This is a genomic window from Bacillus sp. GBSW19, assembly GCF_002998655.1.
In the GTDB taxonomy this organism is placed as follows: Bacteria; Bacillota; Bacilli; order Bacillales; family Bacillaceae; genus Bacillus.
Genome location: NZ_PVRF01000001.1, coordinates 573,453 through 594,476 on the forward strand (window position 1 = coordinate 573,453; position 21,024 = coordinate 594,476).

Below are 21,024 nucleotides of genomic sequence, written 5' to 3' on the forward strand. Positions count from 1 at the left end.
TAATACCATCATAAATTAACAAGAGATAAACGTTTGAAAGGGACACTCGCAGTTGTCATATGCGTAATAAAGCGAATCAGGGATGGTGGAAGCCTGACATTACGAGACGCTGCAATGAGATCACCCCTTTAGTTCCTTTTCTGAAATGAATGAGTAAGAAAAGGCGTCTGATCACGTTACGATTTTAGAGTGGATAAGCGGCTGTTTCATAGCGCTGTCTAAAAGGGTGGTACCGCGAGACAAGCCTTCTCGTCCCTTATGGGATGAGAGGGCTTTTTTTATTGTTTTTTAATCAGAATTTGCATATGGAGGAATGGGTATGAACTACAAAGACACCTTATTAATGCCGAAAACAGAATTCCCAATGAGAGGGAACTTGCCGAACAAAGAGCCTGAAATCCAAGAGGAGTGGGCAGAAAAAGACATCTATCAAATGGTTTTAGAGCGGACAAAAGGACGCCCGACCTTTATTTTGCATGATGGACCTCCATATGCGAATGGTGACATTCATATGGGGCACGCACTCAATAAAATCCTAAAAGATTTTATTGTCCGTTTTAAATCAATGAATGGGTTCCACGCACCGTACGTACCGGGCTGGGATACACACGGCTTGCCAATTGAAACAGCACTCACTAAAAATAAAAAAGTCAAACGTAAAGAAATGTCGACAGCTGAATTCCGTAAATTATGTGAAGAGTATGCTTGGAAGCAAATCGAGGGTCAGCGCAATCAATTTAAGCGATTAGGCGTAAGAGCAGACTGGGACAATCCATATGTCACGTTAAAGCCTGAGTACGAAGCGCAGCAAATTCTTGTCTTTGGAGAAATGGCGAAGAGAGGCTATATTTACAAAGGGCTAAAGCCTGTTAACTGGTCTCCTTCAAGTGAGTCAGCACTTGCTGAAGCGGAAATTGAATATAAGGACAAACGTTCACCATCCATTTACGTTTCATTTAAAGTGAAAGATGGCAAAGGCGTACTTGAAAACGGCGAACAATTCATCATCTGGACAACAACCCCTTGGACACTTCCTGCAAACCTTGGGATTTGTGTTCATCCAAACCTAGAGTACAGCGTTCTTCAAGTGGGTGCTGAGCGATATGTTGTCGCATCTGAGTTAGTTGAACAAGTGGCAAAAACACTTGGCTTTGAAGAGTATGAAGTCGTGAAAACATTAAAAGGAAAAGAATTAGATACCATCGTTGCAGAGCATCCGATCTATGGTAGAGACTCTCTTGTGATGCTTGGCGACCACGTGACAACGGATGCAGGAACAGGCTGTGTTCATACAGCACCAGGTCACGGGGAAGATGACTTTATTGTCAGTATGAAATACGGTCTTGATGTGCTATGTCCAGTAGACGAAAAAGGTGTGATGACAGAAGAAGCGCCTGGTTTTGAAGGATTATTCTACGAGGATGCCAATAAAGCGATCACAGAACAGCTTGAAGCAAAAGGCGCACTGAAAAAGCTCGACTTTATCACGCACTCTTACCCGCATGACTGGAGAACGAAAAAACCAACCATTTATCGTGCGACAGCTCAGTGGTTTGCATCGATTAAAGACTTCAGAGAAGCGCTATTAGACAATATTAAAGAAACGAAATGGGTTCCAGCATGGGGCGAAACACGCCTATTCAACATGGTGCGAGACAGAGGCGACTGGTGCATTTCAAGACAGCGTGTATGGGGCGTTCCAATTCCGGTCTTTTATGCGGAAAATGGCGAGCCGATCATCACAGATGAAACGATTCAGCATGTCTCTCAATTATTTAGAGAACATGGCTCTAATATTTGGTTTGAAAAAGAAGCGAAAGAACTATTGCCAGAAGGCTTTACACATCCAGGAAGCCCGAACGGTGAATTCACAAAAGAGCAGGACATCATGGATGTATGGTTTGATTCAGGTTCTTCTCACCAGGCCGTTTTAGAAGAAAGAGATGACCTTGTCCGTCCGGCAGACCTTTACCTTGAAGGCTCTGACCAATATCGCGGCTGGTTTAACTCTTCCTTATCAACAGCAGTTGCTGTTACTGGAAAAGCACCGTATAAAGGTGTTCTAAGCCACGGCTTTACGCTTGATAAAGAAGGACGCAAGATGAGTAAATCATTAGGCAATACGATTGACCCAACAAAGGTAGCGAAGCAGCTTGGGGCGGAGATTCTTAGACTTTGGGTATCTTCTGTCAACTATCAAGCCGATCACCCAGTGTCTGATGATATCTTGAAACAAGTAGCAGAGGTCTATCGTAAAATCCGTAACACGTTCCGATTCCTGCATGGAAACCTATTTGACTTTAACCCAGCAGTCAATGCGGTGCCGGTAGAAGAGCTTCGCGAAGTGGATCAATATATCTTGATCAAATTAAACAAATTGATTGATAAAGTGAAAAAGGCCTATGATGATTACGAATTTGCGGTCGTATATCATGCGATTCACAATTTCTGTACGATTGAGCTAAGCTCTTTCTATCTCGATTTTGCAAAGGATGTCGTGTACATTGAGCATGCAGATCATCCAGACCGCCGCAGCATGCAAACGGTCTTCTACGAAACATTAATGGCATTAGTGAAGCTGACTGCACCAATTCTTCCGCATACAGCAGATGAATTATGGAGCCACTTAAGTTTTGTTGAAGAGCCAAGTGTTCAGTTAACAGATATGCCAGAAGGTGTGACTGTTCCTCAAGCGGAAGCGACAGAAGTGAAGTTTGACCGCTTTATGGAAGTGCGTGACGATGTGCTAAAAGCGCTCGAAATTGCGCGTAATGAGAAAGTCATCGGACGTTCACTTGAAGCAAATGTGACTCTTTATGCGACAGAAGAAGTGAAAAATCTTCTTGCATCCATTAAAGAAGATGTGAAGCAGCTCTTTATCATCTCTGAATTAACGGTAGAAGATGAGCAAAATGCTGACGCATCAGCACCTGGATACACATCAGGACGGATTCTGGTTCAAAAAGCAGAAGGAGAACTGTGCGAACGTTCCCGCATTATTTCAAAAGATGTTGGTGCAAATCCGAAATACCCAACATTGTCACTGAAAAATGCTGAAATCGTGGAAAAATATTACCAGAATTAACAGTGTGATATGACCAACTAGCGCCCCGCCATATGCGGGGCGTTTTCTTTTTTGCGAAAATGACAGCGTTTAGAACGAAAGGAAAAATCTTATGGCTTTAAAGTGAGCAGCCGGGGCAACAATATGATTATCACGACAGGGCAGGAGTTGAAATAGCGACATGAATGGCGATCTAGAGACGATTTACACGGAACTCCTTCAAATGAAAGAAGAGCTGCAATCTAAACTGTTTGAATACGCATCATTTCGTTCACCCGCTGAGCATGTCACAATGAACGAGGTCCAAACGACCACGCTTCTTTATCACATCAAAGAAGAGTTGCAAGATGTGTCTCTTGCTATTGCAAAAATTGAGCAGGGAACCTATGGTATATGTGAGGCGACAGGTGAGGTCATTCCGCTTGAACAAATGAGTATTCTTCCTACCGCCCGCACGGCTGACGACTTTCTATATCATAAGCAATACGAGAAAAAAGCCTTCACTCCTTATCCTCACGAATCAGATGATTCTCATTTTGAAGCCTTCCACATGTAGGGAGGTTTTTGTCTGTCAACTAAAGTTTCTTTACTCCTTCCTGTTTTCTTGATAAAATGCTTAAAGATCAAAGTATGAAGATGGAGGAACGTGTGTGTTCTATTACATAATCGCATTCGTGATGATTTGTTTAGATCAATTAACAAAATGGCTCATTGTCAAAAATATGATGCTCGGAGATTCTTATCCAGTGATTGATGGCTTCTTTTATATCACGTCTCACCGAAATTCAGGAGCCGCATGGGGAATTCTCCAAGGACAAATGTGGTTTTTCTATGTGATCACACTCGTTGTTATTGCGGGAATTGTTTATTATTTGCAAAAGCATGGGCAAAAGGACAAGCTGCTTGGAGTAGCGCTGGCCTTAATGCTTGGCGGAGCGATTGGAAACTTTATCGACCGCGTTTTCCGTCAGGAAGTGGTAGATTTTGCTCATTTCGTCTTTGGGAATTATCACTACCCAATTTTTAATATTGCAGATTCTTCTCTATGTGTAGGGGTTATTCTGCTCTTCATTCAAATGCTTTTAGATGGAAAGAAAACGAAGGAGTCAACTACATGAATCAAGTAAATATTGCCGTTTCAGAAGATCAAACGAGTGAACGGCTTGATAAATTTCTAAGCACGACAGAACCAGAATGGTCAAGAACCCAAGTCCAGCAGTGGGTAAAGGATGGGCTGATCGAAGTAAACGGGAAACAAGTGAAAGCCAATTACAAAGTACAAGCTGGAGATGAGATTAAAGTCGAGATTCCAGACCCAGAAGTACTAGATGTAGAAGCAGAACCAATGGATCTTGATATTTATTATGAGGATGCAGATGTGCTAGTGGTGAATAAACCACGAGGAATGGTTGTTCATCCAGCGCCAGGTCACGTCTCTGGAACACTTGTAAATGGACTGATGGCACATTGCACGGACTTATCAGGCATTAATGGTGTGATGCGTCCTGGAATTGTCCACCGAATTGATAAAGACACGTCTGGACTGTTAATGGTCGCGAAAAACGATATGGCGCATCAATCACTCGTCAATCAGCTCGTGGCTAAGACCGTCACAAGGAAATATACGGCCGTTGTACATGGAATTATCCAGCATGATACAGGCACAATTGATGCCCCAATTGGCAGAGACAAAAAAGACCGCCAAAGCATGACGGTTACAAAAGAAAGTGCAAAACAAGCAGTCACTCACTTTGATGTGATTGAACGCTTTCAGGACTTCACGGTTGTGGAGTGCCGTCTTGAAACAGGAAGAACACACCAAATTCGTGTTCATATGAAATATATCGGCTATCCGCTTGCAGGAGATCCGAAATATGGACCGAGAAAGACAGTCGATTTTAATGGACAGCTGCTTCATGCAGGTGTTCTAGGATTTGATCATCCTAGAACAGGAGAATATATCGAGTTCACAGCACCGATTCCTGCTGATATGCAAGCTTTTATCGATTCATTAAGAAATAACGATTGACAGGCAGTTCTTTTTTTGAAATAATAAACGAAGAAATGAAGATTCTTTAAAACAGTCCAGAGAGGCTGAGAAGGATAACGGATCAATTTGTGCACGTGTATGCACAAATGAACGCCCCTCTCTGCCCTTTGCAGAAGGGGCTTTTTATTTGTCAAAAAGAGGTGTAAAAGATGGAACAAAAAGCAGTCATTCTTGATGAACAAGCGATCAGACGAGCGCTTACCCGAATTGCACATGAAATGATTGAGCGCAATAAAGGGATGAAAGATGTCATCCTTGCGGGGATCAAGACAAGAGGCATTCATCTTGCAAAGCGCCTTGCAGAGCGCATCGAGCAAATTGAAGGAAATCCAGTCACAGTGGGTGAACTTGATATTACGCTATACCGTGATGACCTGACAAAAAAGACAGACAACCAAGACCCGCTTGTAAAGGGTGCAGACATCCCAGCTGACATTAATGACAAAACACTGATCGTCGTTGACGATGTCCTGTTTACAGGCAGAACCGTCAGAGCGGCCATGGATGCCCTTGTGGATGTAGGAAGACCATCTTCCATTCAGCTTGCTGTTCTCGTCGACCGGGGACACCGGGAGCTTCCGATTCGAGCGGATTATATCGGGAAGAACATTCCGACATCAAAAGCAGAGACCGTCATGGTTCAGCTGAATGAAGTAGATCAAAACGACCTTGTCGCTATATATGAAAAATAACCTTTTTAAATGCATTCCAGAGAGTTTGCAAAGAGGGCAATAACAGAGATACCGAGCACACGGCTTAAGTGACGTGTACGGTTTTTCTAGGCCTCTTTGCGCATACTCGCAAAGAGGCTTTTTTAATGAAAAAGGACACATCTAGGAGGAAAATCATGAGTCAGCAAAAAGCCAATTTAGGCATTCGAGATATCCCAAAACCGTTCACATGGCTGTCACTTAGCCTTCAGCATTTGTTTGCCATGTTTGGTGCGACCATTCTTGTACCAAAAATCATTGATATGAGTCCGGCCGTCGCGCTCATCTCAAGTGGTGTTGGAACCATTGTTTACTTAATCATTACAAGAGGACAAATTCCGGCATATCTTGGATCGTCCTTTGCCTTTATCGCCCCCATACTGAATGTCAAAGCAACAGGCGGCCCTGGAGCCGCAATGGTTGGTGCCTTCATGGCGGGTGTCGCTTATGCACTCATTGCACTATTTATTAAATGGCTCGGCACAGGCTGGCTGATGAAACTTCTGCCGCCGGTCGTCGTAGGGCCAGTCATTATGGTCATCGGACTCGGACTCGCTGGAACAGCTGTCAACATGGCGATGTATGTTGATCCGAATGCAACCGAGCTTGTTTACAGCCTTAAGCACCTAATGGTCGCCGGCTTCACACTGGCTGTCACGATTATCAGCATGATCTTCCTAAGAGGATTCCTAAGCTTGATCCCAGTATTAATCGGAATTATTAGCGGCTATCTCTTTGCTTTAACACAAGGCATTGTGAACTTCCAGCCGGTCATTGACGCGAAATGGTTTGCTGTACCAGACTTCGTCGTACCATTTGTCGACTACACACCTGCTGTGACTTTAAGCATTCTCACAGTGATGGTGCCGGTTGCCTTTGTGACAATGTCTGAGCACATCGGCCATCAAGTGGTGTTAAGTAAAGTTGTAGGGCAAGATTTTATTAAAAAACCTGGTCTTCACCGCTCCATTTTAGGAGACAGTGCAGCGACGATCTTCGCTTCACTCATTGGCGGACCGCCAACAACAACGTATGGAGAGAACATCGGGGTCCTTGCCATCACAAGAGTGTTCAGTATCTTCGTCATCGGCGGAGCAGCAGTCTTTGCGATCTGCTTCGGCTTTGTCGGAAAAATTTCAGCATTAATCAGTACAGTGCCGTCCGCGGTCATGGGAGGCGTTTCGTTCCTGCTCTTTGGGATCATTGCCTCAAGCGGTCTGAGAATCCTGATTGATCATAAAGTGAATTTTGAAGAAAAGCGTAATCTCATTATCGCATCAGTCATCTTAGTCATTGGAATTGGCGGGGCATTCATTGAGGTGAAACAAATCAACCTCACACTATCTGGAATGGCACTTGCTGCCATCACGGGTGTCCTGTTAAACCTGATCCTGCCGCAGCAAAAAGCGGAGGATGACAAGTCAAATGAATCGAATACAGAAAACCTTTTAAAAGAAGTCCAGTGAGGCTGACAAGGGTTCTAAAATGAGCAGAATGCACGAAAGTGCCGCTGCTTCTTTTGGAGAACCCTAAGCTGCCGAGGCTTAGGGTTTTTTTGAACCTGAAAGTGATGAAAAACTAGAGGGGGAAGAAAAAATGAATGATCTATCGACAATGAGCAGCTTGTCTAAAGAAGAGATTTTACAGCTGATTGAAGAAGCAGCGGCTCTCAAAAAGGGGAAGCAAGAACTTGGCTTAGCGGGAGAATTTGTAGCAAACCTCTTCTTTGAACCAAGTACAAGAACACGATTTAGCTTCGAAGTTGCCGAAAAGAAACTGGGGATGAATGTACTGAGCTTAGATGCAGCAAGCACCTCCGTTCAAAAGGGCGAAACACTTTACGATACGGTAAAAACGCTCGAATCCATCGGCGTGAAAGCATGTGTGATCAGAGACAGCACCGATGAATATTACAATGAGCTGATCGGGAAGGTTGGGATTCCCATCATCAATGCTGGAGATGGCTGCGGGCAGCATCCGACCCAATCACTGCTTGACCTAATGACCATCTATGAAGAGTTTGACGGCTTTGAGGGCTTAACGATTTCGATTCATGGAGACATCAAACACAGCAGGGTGGCAAGGTCGAATGCTGAGGTTCTTTCAAGGCTGGGAGCAACAGTCCTTTTTTCAGGGCCTGCTTCCTTTCAAGATGAGCAAAACCCTCACGGAACGTATGTCCAAGTAGATGAAGCCATCACACAATCTGATGTGGTGATGCTGCTCAGAATTCAGCATGAACGACATGCTGAAAAAATGGGCAGTGAAGATTACTTATCGACTTATGGATTAACAGTAGACAGGGCAAACAACATGAAAGAACGAGCCATTATTATGCATCCAGCACCAGTGAACAGAGGTGTTGAAATAGATGATTCATTAGTAGAGTCAAAGCAGTCAAGGATTTTTAAGCAAATGGAAAATGGAGTCTATATCCGAATGGCCGTATTAAAAAGAGCTTTTCAAAATAGCAGACTACATCAAAAAGGGAGAGATTCTGTCTATGTCATATCTCATTAAAAACGGTTTTATCTTAACAAGCACAGGCGAAAAAGTGCAGCAGGATATTAGGGTAGAAGGAGAAGTAATTCAAGCGATTGGTCACTTAGAAAGAGAAGACGGAGAAGAGGTCATTGATGCTAAAGGGCTATTTGTTTCACCAGGCTTAATTGATCTGCATGTACATTTAAGAGAGCCAGGCGGAGAGAAAAAGGAAACGATTGAAACAGGCTCTAAAGCAGCCGCAAGAGGCGGATATACGACGATTGCAGCTATGCCGAATACACGCCCAGTTCCAGATACAAAAGAGCAAATGGAATGGCTCATGGATCGAATCGAAGAGACCTCTTCTGTCAGAGTACTGCCATACGCCTCCATTACAACTAGACAGATTGGGGAAGAAATGACGGACTTTGCAGCACTAAAAGAAGCAGGCGCCTTCGCTTTTACAGATGACGGAGTCGGCATCCAAACAGCAGGCATGATGTACGAAGCCATGAAAAAGGCAGCAAGTCTTGATCAAGCGATTGTGGCACACTGTGAAGATAACTCGCTCATTTACGGAGGATGCGTTCATGAAGGAGAATTTTCAAAAGCAAATGAATTAAACGGTATACCGTCCATTTGTGAATCGGTGCATATTGCAAGAGATGTTCTTTTAGCAGAAGCAGCGAACTGCCATTATCATGTATGTCATATCAGTACGAAAGAATCTGTGCGAGTCGTTCGCGATGCAAAAAAAGCAGGCATCCGTGTGACAGCTGAGGTGTCACCGCATCACCTGCTGTTATGTGATGCGGACATCCCTGGTCTTGATACAAACTATAAAATGAACCCGCCGCTCAGAGGAAAAGAGGATCGCGAGGCACTGATCGAGGGACTTTTAGATGGAACGATTGATTTCATCGCAACAGACCATGCGCCGCATACTGAAGAAGAAAAGAACGAAACGATGCAGCGTGCACCTTTTGGAATTGTCGGGCTTGAAACAGCGTTCCCGCTTCTGTATACACGATTTGTCAAAACAGGCGAATGGACATTAAAAGAACTCGTTGATTATATGACAATCAAGCCAGCAGAAGCCTTCTCTCTTCCATATGGAAAGCTGGAAGAAGGACAAACAGCTGATATCACACTCATTGATTTAAACAAAGAAATGGCAATCGATAAAAAAAGCTTCTTATCAAAAGGGCAAAATACACCGTTTGACAAATTGACTGTATCAGGATGGCCGGTCATGACACTTGCATCTGGGAAAGTCGTGTATGAAGAGGGGAGACTAGTAAAATGAAGAGACGCTTAGTGCTAGAAAACGGAACAGTATTCGAAGGAACAGGCTTTGGCAGCTTAGAATCGTCAGTCGGAGAAGTCGTCTTTAATACAGGGATGACGGGCTATCAAGAAATTTTGTCTGATCCATCATACTGCGGACAAATTGTCACACTCACTTATCCGCTCATCGGCAACTATGGCATTAACCGTGATGATTTTGAATCGATCACACCGTTTGTAAAAGGGCTGATTGTGAAGGAGCTTTGTGAAAAGCCCTCAAACTGGCGCTCTTCATACTCACTAGATGAATACTTAAAAATGAAAAACATTCCAGGTCTTAGCGGAATCGATACACGGAAGCTGACGAGAATGATTCGAAGTGCAGGGACTTTAAGAGGGGCGTTTGCAGGACCGGAAGAACAAGTGGAAGACGTAGTCCGCCGCCTTCAAACAATGCAGCTGCCGACTGATCAAGTGAGTCAAGTATCTGTGAAAAATGCGTATCCAAGCCCGGGAAGAGGAAAAAGAATTGTCCTTGTCGATTTCGGCATGAAGCATGGCATTTTGCGCGAGCTCAATAAACGTGACTGTGATGTCATCGTGGTGCCGTACAATATCACGGCAGATGAAGTGCTGCAGTTAAAGCCTGATGGGATCATGCTTTCAAACGGCCCTGGAGACCCTGTTGATGTACCAGAAGCAGTCGAGATGATTCAGCAATTGATTGGAAAGGTTCCGCTCTTTGGCATTTGCCTTGGACATCAATTATTCGCTCTTGCGTGCGGCGCAAGTACTGAAAAAATGAAATTCGGACACAGAGGCTCGAATCACCCAGTCAAAGAACTAGCCACCGGCAAGGTGACACTGACATCTCAAAACCACGGCTACACAGTTAGTGCAATTAACGAGGACGTGCTCGAAGTCACACATATCGCCCTAAACGACAATACGATTGAAGGGTTAAAACATAAAGAAGCACCAGCATTCACTGTCCAGTACCACCCAGAAGCGTCACCAGGTCCAGAAGATGCGAACTACTTATTCGACCAGTTCATGGACATGATTCATACAACTGAGAAAGAAGGGGAAGAAGTATGCCAAAACGCGTAGACATCAAAAAGATTTTAGTCATCGGTTCAGGTCCAATCATCATCGGACAGGCAGCGGAGTTTGACTATGCAGGCACACAGGCTTGCTTAGCACTGAAAGAAGAGGGCTATGAAGTCGTTCTTGTGAATTCCAATCCAGCGACCATCATGACAGATACAGAAATGGCCGATAAGGTATACATCGAACCACTGACACCAGAATTCTTAACACGAATCATTCGAAAAGAACGTCCTGATGCGATCTTGCCAACACTTGGCGGACAAACTGGACTTAACCTTGCTGTTGAATTATCAGACCTTGGCGTATTAGCTGAATGCGGTGTTGAAGTATTAGGAACAAAGCTGTCAGCTATTCAAAAAGCAGAGGACAGAGATTTATTCCGTAATCTGATGAATGAACTAAATGAGCCTGTACCAGAAAGTGAAATCATCCATAACCTTGAAGAAGCGATAGCGTTTACGAATCAAATCGGTTTCCCTGTCATTGTGAGACCAGCTTATACATTAGGCGGAACAGGCGGCGGAATTTGTACAAACGAGCAAGAGCTGAAGGAAATCGTCGAAAACGGCCTGAAGTTAAGCCCAGTCACACAATGCTTACTTGAAAAAAGCATTGCAGGTTTTAAAGAAATTGAATATGAAGTCATGCGTGATAGCGGTGATCATGCGATCGTTGTTTGTAACATGGAAAACTTTGATCCTGTCGGTATCCACACAGGTGACAGTATCGTTGTGGCGCCAAGCCAAACATTAAGTGACCGTGAATATCAGCTGCTTCGCAATGTGTCGCTCAAGCTGATCCGGGCACTTGGCATTGAAGGCGGCTGTAACGTACAGCTGGCGATTGACCCAGACAGCTTTCAATACTATATCATCGAAGTAAACCCGCGCGTCAGTCGTTCTTCTGCACTTGCGTCGAAAGCAACTGGTTATCCAATTGCCAAACTTGCAGCGAAAATTGCTGTCGGCTTAACGCTTGATGAAATGATGAATCCAGTCACAGGGAAAACCTATGCTGCCTTCGAACCGGCACTTGACTATATTGTGTCTAAAATCCCGCGCTGGCCGTTTGATAAATTCGAATCTGCTAACAGACGTCTTGGGACGCAAATGAAAGCAACTGGTGAAGTGATGGCGATCGGACGTACATTAGAAGAGTCCCTTCTAAAGGCTGTCCGTTCACTTGAAGCTGATGTGCATCACATTGAATTAAAAGATGAAGCAGATATCACAAACGAAGTGCTTGAAAAGCGGATTATCAAGGCGGGAGACGAACGATTATTCTATATCGCCGAGGCGCTTAGAAGAGGCTATACGGTTGAACAAATACATGAATTCTCAAAAATTGATTACTTCTTCCTTCATAAGCTGGAAGGCATCATCGCATTTGAAAAGACATTAAAAGAAAACAAAGGCAATACAGACGTATTAAAAGATGCGAAAGATAAAGGTTTCTCAGACATCTATATTAGCCGCGAGTGGAATATGAATGAAGCGGATGTCTACAAGCTAAGACAAGAAGCAGGCATCGTACCTGTCTACAAAATGGTAGATACTTGTGCGGCTGAATTTGAATCCGAGACGCCATATTTCTATAGCACGTATGAAGATGAAAATGAATCAGAACGCACAGACAAGAAAAGCGTCATCGTATTAGGCTCAGGTCCTATCAGAATCGGTCAAGGAGTTGAATTTGATTATGCGACGGTTCATTCTGTGTGGGCAATTAAACAAGCAGGCTATGAAGCAATCATTATTAACAACAACCCTGAAACGGTCTCAACAGACTTTAGTATTTCAGATAAGCTCTACTTTGAACCACTCACTGTAGAAGATGTGATGCACATCATTGATCTTGAGCAGCCTGAAGGAGTCGTCGTCCAGTTCGGCGGACAAACGGCGATCAACCTAGCAGATGAATTATCAAATAGAGGGGTGAAGATTCTCGGCACTTCTCTTGAAGACCTAGACCGCGCCGAAAACCGAGACAAGTTTGAACAAACATTAGAAGCACTCGGCGTGCCGCAGCCTAAAGGGAAAACAGCTACGTCTGTGCCTGAAGCTGTAGCGATTGCCAATCAGATCGGCTACCCAGTCCTTGTCCGTCCTTCCTATGTATTAGGCGGTCGTGCGATGGAAATCGTTTATCAAGAAGAAGAGCTTCTTCACTACATGGAGAATGCGGTGAGAGTCAATCCGCAGCACCCAGTGTTAATTGACAAATATTTGACGGGAAAAGAAATTGAAGTAGATGCCGTATCTGATGGGGAAACTGTCGTGATCCCAGGCATTATGGAACATATTGAAAGAGCCGGGGTCCACTCCGGTGACTCGATTGCGGTTTACCCGCCGCAAACATTGTCTGATGAGATCAAAGCGAAGATCGCAGAATACACGATCAAGCTTGCAAAAGGCCTCAATATTATTGGGCTGCTAAACATTCAATTTGTTCTCTCGAAAGGTGAAGTGTACGTACTTGAAGTGAATCCTCGTTCAAGCCGGACAGTTCCTTTCTTAAGTAAAATTACAGGCATCCCGATGGCAAATCTAGCGACAAAAGTCATTTTAGGTGACAAGCTTAAAAACTATGGCTACGAAGAAGGACTTCACACAGAGCAAGAAGGGGTGTACGTCAAAGTTCCAGTCTTCTCTTTTGCAAAACTAAGAAGAGTGGATATTACACTCGGGCCTGAAATGAAATCTACAGGTGAGGTCATGGGGAAAGATGTCACAATTGAAAAAGCCCTCTACAAAGGATTAATTGCATCGGGCATTCAAATTCCTAAAGACGGAACAGTTCTTCTAACAGTTGCTGATAAGGATAAAGAAGAAGGACTTGAGATTGCAAGAAGATTCCATTCGATCGGCTATCATATTTTAGCGACAGAAGGAACGGCGAATTACTTAAAACAAGCCTCCATCCCGTCAAGTGTTGTCGGCAAGATAGGAGAAGAAGGCAAAAACCTTCTCGATGTCATTCGAAACGGGGAAGCTCAATTTGTCATCAACACTCTAACAAAAGGAAAACAGCCGGCAAGAGACGGCTTTAGAATCAGACGTGAAGCTGTTGAAAATGGCGTAGCTTGCTTAACATCGCTAGATACAGCAGAAGCCATTTTAAGAGTGCTGGAAAGCATGACATTTAGAGCGGACGAAATGCCAGTAGTGAAAACGAATGCTGAGGTGACAGTAACGATATGAAAAAAGCATACTTGACGGTCGTCTCAAACCGAGAGATCGCTGATCATATTTACGAAATGACATTAAAAGGAGACCTTGTGGACTCCTTTCAAACGGCTGGACAATTTCTTCATATCAAGGTCAGCGAGTCCATGACACCGCTGCTGAGAAGACCGATCAGTATTGCCAATATTCATGCCGAGAAACAAGAAGCAACCATCATCTACCGCGCAGAGGGAGAGGGCACAAAGCTCCTTTCCCAAAAGCGGGATGGGGAATCCATCGATGTATTAGGACCGCTTGGCAACGGGTACGATCCTTCAGTTGTTCAGCCAGGTCAGACAGCCTTACTAGTCGGCGGTGGAATTGGTGTACCGCCTTTATATGAACTGTCCAAGCGTTTAACGAAAAAAGGTGTCATCGTCAAGCATGTCCTTGGCTTTCAATCGAAAAAGGATGTATTTTACGAGGAGAAATTCCAAGCACTCGGAGATACGTTTATCGCGACAGTTGATGGGACATATGGTTCAAAGGGCTTCGTGACAGGTGTCATTGAAGAGAATGATTTGAGCTTTGATGTCATGCTTTCCTGCGGACCGACACCTATGTTAAAAGCACTAAAAGACTCTTATCCCGATAAGCCTGTCTATATTTCAATGGAAGAACGAATGGGCTGCGGAATTGGTGCTTGCTTTGCATGTGTCTGTCATACCGACCAGCACGAAAAACCTTACGTCAAAGTCTGTCTGGATGGACCTGTATTTAAAGCAGAGGAGGTGGCATTGTCATGCTAAACGTTGAGTTACCCGGCTTATCTTTAAAGAATCCGATTATCCCTGCATCAGGCTGCTTTGGATTCGGAAGGGAATTTGCTTCATTATATGACTTATCAGTGCTGGGCGGTATCATGATCAAGGCCACAACCCTTGAACCGAGATTTGGCAATCCGACACCAAGGGTAGCGGAGACAGGTGCCGGTATGCTCAATGCAATCGGTCTTCAAAATCCAGGCCTAAAAGGCGTGCTGGAAAATGAATTGCCTTGGCTTGAGCAGTTTGATACGCCGATCATTGCAAACGTCGCTGGCTCACAGGTCGATGATTATGTCGAAGTAGCCAAGCAAATCAGCCAAGCAAAAAATGTCCATGCCCTTGAACTGAATATTTCATGTCCGAATGTCAAAACAGGCGGAATTGCCTTTGGTACAGATCCTCATATGGCAGCAGCATTGACAAAAGCGGTGAAGGAAGTCTCTTCGGTACCTGTCTATGTCAAGCTGTCTCCTAACGTAGCCAATATTGTGGAGATTGCTCAAGCGATTGAATCTGCTGGAGCGGATGGACTCACGATGATTAACACGTTAATCGGTATGCGTTTAGATTTAAAAACGGGGAAACCGATTCTTGCCAATAAAACAGGCGGATTATCAGGACCGGCAGTAAAACCTGTCGCTGTGCGCATGGTACATGAGGTCAGTCAAGCGGTTTCTATTCCGATTATTGGAATGGGCGGGGTACAAAATGCTGAAGACGTACTTGAATTTTTACTAGCAGGTGCAAGTGCAGTAGCTGTTGGCACAGCCAATTTTGTAAACCCGTTTATTTGCCCAGAAATCATTGAAGAACTGCCAAGAGTGTTAGCAGCATATGGCTATTCATCTGTAGAGGAATGTATCGGAAGGAGCTGGAAACATGAAGCACTTGCCCATCATCGCGCTTGATTTTCCGGTAGCGCAGGAAGCGCTCGCCTTTTTAGAACCCTTTGAAGGGACGCCATTATTTGTGAAGGTCGGCATGGAGCTGTTTTACCAAGAAGGACCTGCTATCCTTGACGAGCTCAAAGAAAAAAATTGCCGCATTTTCCTCGATCTCAAATTACATGACATTCCAACAACGGTGCAAAAAGCAATGAACCGGCTTGCCGCACTTGGTGTTGATTTGGTCAATGTGCATGCTGCTGGCGGGAAACATATGATGCAAGCTGCGTTAGAAGGGCTTGAAAGCGGGACGCCTGCTGGACAAAAACGTCCAGGCATTATTGCAGTGACACAGCTGACGAGTACGTCAGAAGACATGATGAGGAGCGAATTACTCATAGACCGTCCGCTGCAAGAGACTGTCATCCGGTACGGGCAATTGGCATATGAAAGTGGACTAGATGGTGTTGTTTGCTCTGTTCATGAATCCAAAGCCCTTCATGAGCACATCTCACCTGCCTTTCTCACTGTCACGCCGGGGATTCGCTTACAAAATGATCAAACCGATGACCAAAAGCGTGTGGCGACTCCTGCCTATGCAAAAGAGCAAGGTGTTTCACAAATTGTTGTCGGAAGGTCAATCACAAAAGCTGAAAAACCATTGGAAGCCTATCATCAAATTTTAAAAGAGTGGGAGTGACTGCCAGATGAAAACAAAAATCGCTAAACACCTATTACAAATCAAAGCGGTCTCATTAAAACCAGACGAACCGTTTACATGGGCAAGCGGTATCAAATCACCGATCTATTGTGACAACCGTCTTACCTTGTCCTACCCAGAAGTAAGACACGACATTGCTGAAGGTCTTAAAGAGTTGATTCTCACTCATTTTGAAAGAGCGGAGGTTGTTGCTGGTACTGCAACAGCAGGCATCCCGCATGCGGCATTAGCGGCAGACCGTCTGAACGTGCCGATGTGTTATGTGAGAAGTAAGCCAAAAGCACATGGAAAAGGGAATCAAATTGAAGGAGCCGTATCAAAAGGTCAAAAGGTGGTCGTCGTAGAAGACTTGATTTCAACAGGAGGCAGTGTGCTTGAAGTGGTCGCTGCTCTTCAAGAAGCGGGCTGTGACGTACTAGGCGTTGCCGCGATCTTCACATACGGACTGCCAAAAGCTGCAGCAGCTTTTCAAGAGAAAAACATTCCATATGTCACCCTAACAGACTATGACACACTGACAGACGTGGCACTTGAGCTGAAAGCGATCGAGCCTTCTGCTATGAATAAACTAAAACGCTGGAGACAAGATCCTTCCTCTGAATCTTGGATGGAAGAAACCGTCTAAAAAGCTGTGCGTACCCGCACAGCTTTTTTATTTGGTTAAAAATAGTAAAATAGACTCAAATTCAAATAAAAACTAATCCTATCAATAAAGTCGGGTTGACTTTTGTTTGAATTGTGTTAATATTTAAGACAAATTAAAACACTTATCCAGAGAGGTGGAGGGACTGGCCCGATGAAGCCCGGCAACCTGCGATTTGCAAGGTGCTACTTCCTGCAAAATGATTCTATTTTGAAAGATAAGGAAATGAGCTTCCTCATCTTTCTTTCGGACTGAAAGGAAGTTTTTTTATTTTAACGGTGAGGAGGAAGACGAGATGGAAGTGAAGCGAAATCAGGATGAAGACTTATTGAAGCATATGCAGAAACTGATTGGGGATATGAATTCGGTTCAGTTACGCTGATTGTTCAGGACGGTCAAGTGATTCAAGTGGAAGAAAACAGAAAAAGTCGGTTGACGTAGTGCGGAGAGTAGTGATACTCCGGAAGGGGAGAAACAATGTTAACTTATGAAAATTGGCAAGAGCCGTCCATTACATTTCAAGAGGATGATTTGTATAAAGGGGCCTTATCTGTGCTGAAATGGGCATACGGTCATTATGGTGATCAGCTCGTTTATGCATGCAGCTTTGGTATTGAAGGCATCGTCCTCATTGATCTTATTGCGAAAGTAAAAAAGGATGCAAGAATTGTCTTTTTAGATACAGGTCTGCATTTTAAGGAAACGTACGACACAATTGATGCGGTAAAGGAAAGATACCCAGGTTTAGATATTGTGCTGAAAACCCCTGAGCTGACGGTTGAGGAGCAAAACGAGCAGCATGGTGATCAGCTATGGAAAACGGACCCTCAAAGCTGCTGCCATATGCGTAAGGTCATTCCTTTGCAAGAAGCGCTATCCGGCTATCCGGCATGGCTTTCTGGCTTAAGAAGAGAGCAGTCACCCAAGCGAGCAGGGACGAACTTTTTAAACCAGGATGAAAAATTCAAATCAGTGAAAGTATGTCCGCTTATCCACTGGACGTGGAAGGACATATGGAGATATGCATCTAGAGAGGAACTTACTTATAATCCGCTGCATGATCAGGGATATCCAAGTATCGGCTGTGCCCCGTGTACACAGCCGGCATTTACTGCCGAGGATCTTCGTTCTGGCAGATGGTCAGGCACAGCTAAGACTGAGTGCGGATTACATGAGTAAGGGAGCATAATGTATGGAAATCGCCGCAATTTTATTTAGTTTATTTTTCGCTCTAAACATTGGCGCGAGTGGTGCAGCTGCTTCGATGGGCATCGCGTACGGGTCAGGTGCTATTCAAAAGCCTATCTATGCACTTAGCGTATGTGCAGTTGGGATTTTAGCAGGTTCAGTCATTGGCGGCGGTGAGGTCGTCAAAACGATTAGCTCTGGAATTATGCCTGAATCTGTCATTACACTTGAAATTGTTTGTATTATTATTGGTTCTGCTGCATTATCACTCTTTATAGCGAATCTGATGGCCATCCCTTTATCAACAAGTGAGGTCACAGTAGGTGCTGTCGTTGGAGTTGCAGTAGCGTATAAAGTATTGTATGTGAAATCCATTTTAGTCATTGTGTCATTTTGGGTCATCATTCCTATTGTTGCTTTTCTTTTTACATTCGTTGTAGTCAAAATCATCAGAATGTTCCCGAAACGAACCTTGTCAAAAAAAGGCAACATGATTTTATCGATCGTTTTGATCATCAGTGGATTTCTAGAAGCGTTTTCTGCTGGGATGAACAATGTCGCAAATGCTGTAGGCCCCCTTGTTGCTTCAGGCATTTTATCCGTTGGGCAAGGAACGCTTTACGGCGGACTTTTCGTTGCACTGGGTGCCCTTTTATTAGGAAGAAGAGTGCTTGAAACAAACGGAAAGAAAATCACCCGCTATCAAACAGGTGAAGGGATTTTGCTTTCGAGTACCGGTGCTGGACTTGTCATCGTCAGCTCTATTTTTGGGCTGCCAGTTCCACTTACCCAAATCACCTCCTCGTCTATCATTGGGCTTGGAATGGCAAAAGGCGGACCAAATATTTTTCATAAACATGTGGTGAAAAAAATGCTGAAAGTGTGGGTAGTGTCACCCTTTTTATCACTTAGCCTATCGTATTTGCTGGTGAGCCTTTTCTTAAAAGGAGACTATTATTCTATCTTTATCATGATGAGTGTACTGCTTGCCTCACTTGGTGCGCTGAGTCTGATGAAGGCAGTCAAAAATGAAAGCAGCTCGATTCATGAACAGGGCGGCGGGATTTAACGGCAAATCCGACTATTTACATCTAATAAATATGAACATTGAGAGGAAGATGAACAAATGAGTTTAACACCACATGGTGGCGTATTAATTAATCGAGTAAATGAAGAGTATGATCTCAGCACGGCTGCAAAGGAAATTGAACTAGATGCTATCTCCTTTGCAGACCTTGAACTCATAGCAATTGGCGGGTATAGTCCAATTGAAGGGTTTTTAACAAAAGCTGATTATGAAGCCGTTGTGAGCAGTATGCGGTTAGCAAGTGGTGTTGTTTGGTCTCTTCCTATTACACTGCCAGTGACAAAGGAAAAGGCAGCGGAGATCCATCAAGGTGATATTGTGCGTCTATCGTATAATGGAACTGTATATGGGGTGATTGAAGTAGAGGATCAATACACACCAGATAAGGAAAAAGAAGCGGTGAATGTATATAAAACTGATGACCGCAATCATCCAGGCGTGAAAAAATTATTTGAACGCGGTGACATATACATTGGTGGTAAAATTACACTGACGAAACGCAGTGAAAAACCATTCCCTCAATTTACGTATGAGCCAGAAGAAACAAGACGGCATTTCAAAGAAAACGGCTGGAAAACCATTGTTGGTTTCCAAACGAGAAACCCTGTTCACCGTGCCCATGAATATATTCAAAAGACAGCACTTGAAACAGTCGATGGTTTGTTTTTAAATCCACTTGTCGGTGAAACAAAATCAGACGATATTCCGGCAGACGTGAGAATGAAAAGCTATCAAGTGTTATTGAACGGTTATTATCCAAAGGATCGCGTCTTTTTAGGTGTTTTTCCTGCGGCAATGCGTTATGCTGGACCAAAGGAAGCAATCTTTCACGCGCTTGTTCGAAAAAATTACGGCTGCACTCATTTTATTGTGGGAAGAGATCATGCGGGTGTTGGTGATTATTACGGCACATACGAGGCGCAGGAGTTATTTGAACAATTTACAAGTGAAGAAATTGGCATTACCCCGTTAAAATTTGAACATAGCTTCTACTGTAATACATGTGAAGCAATGGCAACACCAAAAACATGTCCTCACGATAAAAGCGAGCATGTCATTCTTTCAGGTACAAAGGTTCGAACGATGCTGAGAAACGGTGAATTACCGCCAAGCACGTTCAGCCGAAAAGAAGTTATTGAAACATTAATCGAAGGATTAAAAACGACGGTATCTTAATGGGAGGGTATGACATGAGCAATGAACATATCGTGTGGCATGATTCATCTATTACAAAAAAAGAATATCAACAGAAAAACAATCATACGAGCGGCATTATTTGGCTTACGGGTCTAAGTGGGTCAGGTAAATCAACGATCGCAAATGCAGCGGCCAGAGAGCTGTTTGAACAAGGCTATCAAGTCACCGTTCTTGATGGCGATAATGTAAGGCATGGACTGAATAAAGATTTAGGGTTTTCAGATGATGACAGAAAAGAGAACATTCGCCGCATCGGAGAAGTGGCAAAGTTATTTGTTGAACAAGGAACGATTGTCATCACGGCTTTTATTTCTCCGTTTCAAGAAGACCGCCGCATTGTCAGACAGTTAGTTGAAGCGGGAGAATTTCACGAAGTGTTTGTGAAATGTGATCTGAACGTATGCGAAGAGCGTGATCCAAAGGGGTTATATAAAAAAGCCAGAAATGGAGAAATTCCGTTCTTTACCGGAATTGATTCACCGTATGAAGAACCAGCTGCGCCTGAGCTCGTACTAGATACAGGTGAATTATCTCGTGAAGAGTCCAAACAGCGTCTTGTTGATTATGTAAAGGGAAGAGCGAAATAATTGCCTGATGGCAGGGGGAGA

At 44.0% G+C, this 21,024-nt stretch carries 19 protein-coding genes and 1 riboswitch; all 19 genes read left to right on the forward strand.

Going from position 1 to position 21,024, the window contains the following annotated elements; genetic code table 11:
• The first annotated feature begins 319 nt into the window (after positions 1–319).
• Positions 320–3,085: an isoleucine--tRNA ligase gene (gene ileS / locus C6344_RS03075; RefSeq protein ID WP_060596200.1), complete on the forward strand. Its 2,766-nt coding sequence runs from the start codon at positions 320–322 to the stop codon at positions 3,083–3,085.
• A 160-nt stretch (positions 3,086–3,245) separates the two neighbouring features.
• Positions 3,246–3,620 (forward strand): TraR/DksA family transcriptional regulator, encoded by a 375-nt coding sequence (locus C6344_RS03080; protein WP_060596201.1) that lies wholly within the window; start codon positions 3,246–3,248, stop codon positions 3,618–3,620.
• A gap of 94 nt (positions 3,621–3,714) precedes the next feature.
• On the forward strand, positions 3,715–4,182 hold the full coding sequence (lspA, locus tag C6344_RS03085) for a signal peptidase II (RefSeq protein WP_012009890.1): 468 nt from the start codon (positions 3,715–3,717) through the stop codon (positions 4,180–4,182).
• Positions 4,179–5,093 (forward strand): RluA family pseudouridine synthase, encoded by a 915-nt coding sequence (locus C6344_RS03090; RefSeq protein WP_106072703.1) that lies wholly within the window; start codon positions 4,179–4,181, stop codon positions 5,091–5,093. Before lspA ends, C6344_RS03090 begins: the two co-directional genes overlap by 4 nt.
• A gap of 170 nt (positions 5,094–5,263) precedes the next feature.
• Positions 5,264–5,806, forward strand: coding sequence for a bifunctional pyr operon transcriptional regulator/uracil phosphoribosyltransferase PyrR (gene pyrR / locus C6344_RS03095; RefSeq protein WP_024424234.1), 543 nt, complete (start codon positions 5,264–5,266; stop codon positions 5,804–5,806).
• A gap of 155 nt (positions 5,807–5,961) precedes the next feature.
• Entirely contained in the window at positions 5,962–7,290 is a 1,329-nt protein-coding gene (locus C6344_RS03100) for a solute carrier family 23 protein (RefSeq protein ID WP_106072704.1), read from the forward strand.
• Positions 7,291–7,420: 130 nt separating this feature from the next.
• On the forward strand, positions 7,421–8,344 hold the full coding sequence (locus tag C6344_RS03105) for an aspartate carbamoyltransferase catalytic subunit (RefSeq protein WP_106061518.1): 924 nt from the start codon (positions 7,421–7,423) through the stop codon (positions 8,342–8,344).
• Positions 8,328–9,614, forward strand: a complete 1,287-nt coding sequence (locus C6344_RS03110; protein ID WP_060596206.1) for a dihydroorotase — start codon at positions 8,328–8,330, stop codon at positions 9,612–9,614. Before C6344_RS03105 ends, C6344_RS03110 begins: the two co-directional genes overlap by 17 nt.
• A complete protein-coding gene (locus tag C6344_RS03115; protein ID WP_034662495.1) occupies positions 9,611–10,705 on the forward strand; it encodes a carbamoyl phosphate synthase small subunit in 1,095 nt (364 codons plus the stop codon). Before C6344_RS03110 ends, C6344_RS03115 begins: the two co-directional genes overlap by 4 nt.
• A complete protein-coding gene (gene carB / locus C6344_RS03120) occupies positions 10,690–13,905 on the forward strand; it encodes a carbamoyl-phosphate synthase (glutamine-hydrolyzing) large subunit (protein ID WP_066030936.1) in 3,216 nt (1,071 codons plus the stop codon). The genes C6344_RS03115 and carB overlap by 16 nt, the downstream gene beginning before the upstream one ends.
• Positions 13,902–14,678: a dihydroorotate dehydrogenase electron transfer subunit gene (locus C6344_RS03125; protein WP_060596209.1), complete on the forward strand. Its 777-nt coding sequence runs from the start codon at positions 13,902–13,904 to the stop codon at positions 14,676–14,678. Before carB ends, C6344_RS03125 begins: the two co-directional genes overlap by 4 nt.
• Positions 14,672–15,604 carry a dihydroorotate dehydrogenase gene (locus C6344_RS03130; RefSeq protein WP_066030935.1) on the forward strand — a complete coding sequence of 311 codons (933 nt, stop codon included), beginning with the start codon at positions 14,672–14,674 and terminating at the stop codon, positions 15,602–15,604. The genes C6344_RS03125 and C6344_RS03130 overlap by 7 nt, the downstream gene beginning before the upstream one ends.
• Positions 15,576–16,280, forward strand: coding sequence for an orotidine-5'-phosphate decarboxylase (pyrF, locus tag C6344_RS03135; protein ID WP_066030934.1), 705 nt, complete (start codon positions 15,576–15,578; stop codon positions 16,278–16,280). The genes C6344_RS03130 and pyrF overlap by 29 nt, the downstream gene beginning before the upstream one ends.
• 7 nt (positions 16,281–16,287) lie before the next feature.
• Positions 16,288–16,926, forward strand: a complete 639-nt coding sequence (gene pyrE / locus C6344_RS03140) for an orotate phosphoribosyltransferase (protein ID WP_106047776.1) — start codon at positions 16,288–16,290, stop codon at positions 16,924–16,926.
• Positions 16,927–17,065: 139 nt separating this feature from the next.
• A riboswitch (SAM riboswitch) is annotated at positions 17,066–17,168 on the forward strand.
• Positions 17,169–17,325: 157 nt separating this feature from the next.
• Positions 17,326–17,385, forward strand: a complete 60-nt coding sequence (locus C6344_RS19090; protein ID WP_240667870.1) for a DUF2292 domain-containing protein — start codon at positions 17,326–17,328, stop codon at positions 17,383–17,385.
• 36 nt (positions 17,386–17,421) lie between these two features.
• Positions 17,422–18,123, forward strand: a complete 702-nt coding sequence (locus tag C6344_RS03150; RefSeq protein WP_034662479.1) for a phosphoadenylyl-sulfate reductase — start codon at positions 17,422–17,424, stop codon at positions 18,121–18,123.
• Positions 18,124–18,136: 13 nt separating this feature from the next.
• Positions 18,137–19,201, forward strand: coding sequence for a sulfate permease (gene cysP / locus C6344_RS03155; RefSeq protein WP_106047778.1), 1,065 nt, complete (start codon positions 18,137–18,139; stop codon positions 19,199–19,201).
• A gap of 57 nt (positions 19,202–19,258) precedes the next feature.
• Positions 19,259–20,395: a sulfate adenylyltransferase gene (sat, locus tag C6344_RS03160; protein ID WP_034662474.1), complete on the forward strand. Its 1,137-nt coding sequence runs from the start codon at positions 19,259–19,261 to the stop codon at positions 20,393–20,395.
• Positions 20,396–20,409: 14 nt separating this feature from the next.
• Positions 20,410–21,003, forward strand: a complete 594-nt coding sequence (gene cysC / locus C6344_RS03165; RefSeq protein ID WP_034662471.1) for an adenylyl-sulfate kinase — start codon at positions 20,410–20,412, stop codon at positions 21,001–21,003.
• Positions 21,004–21,024: the final 21 nt, after the last annotated feature.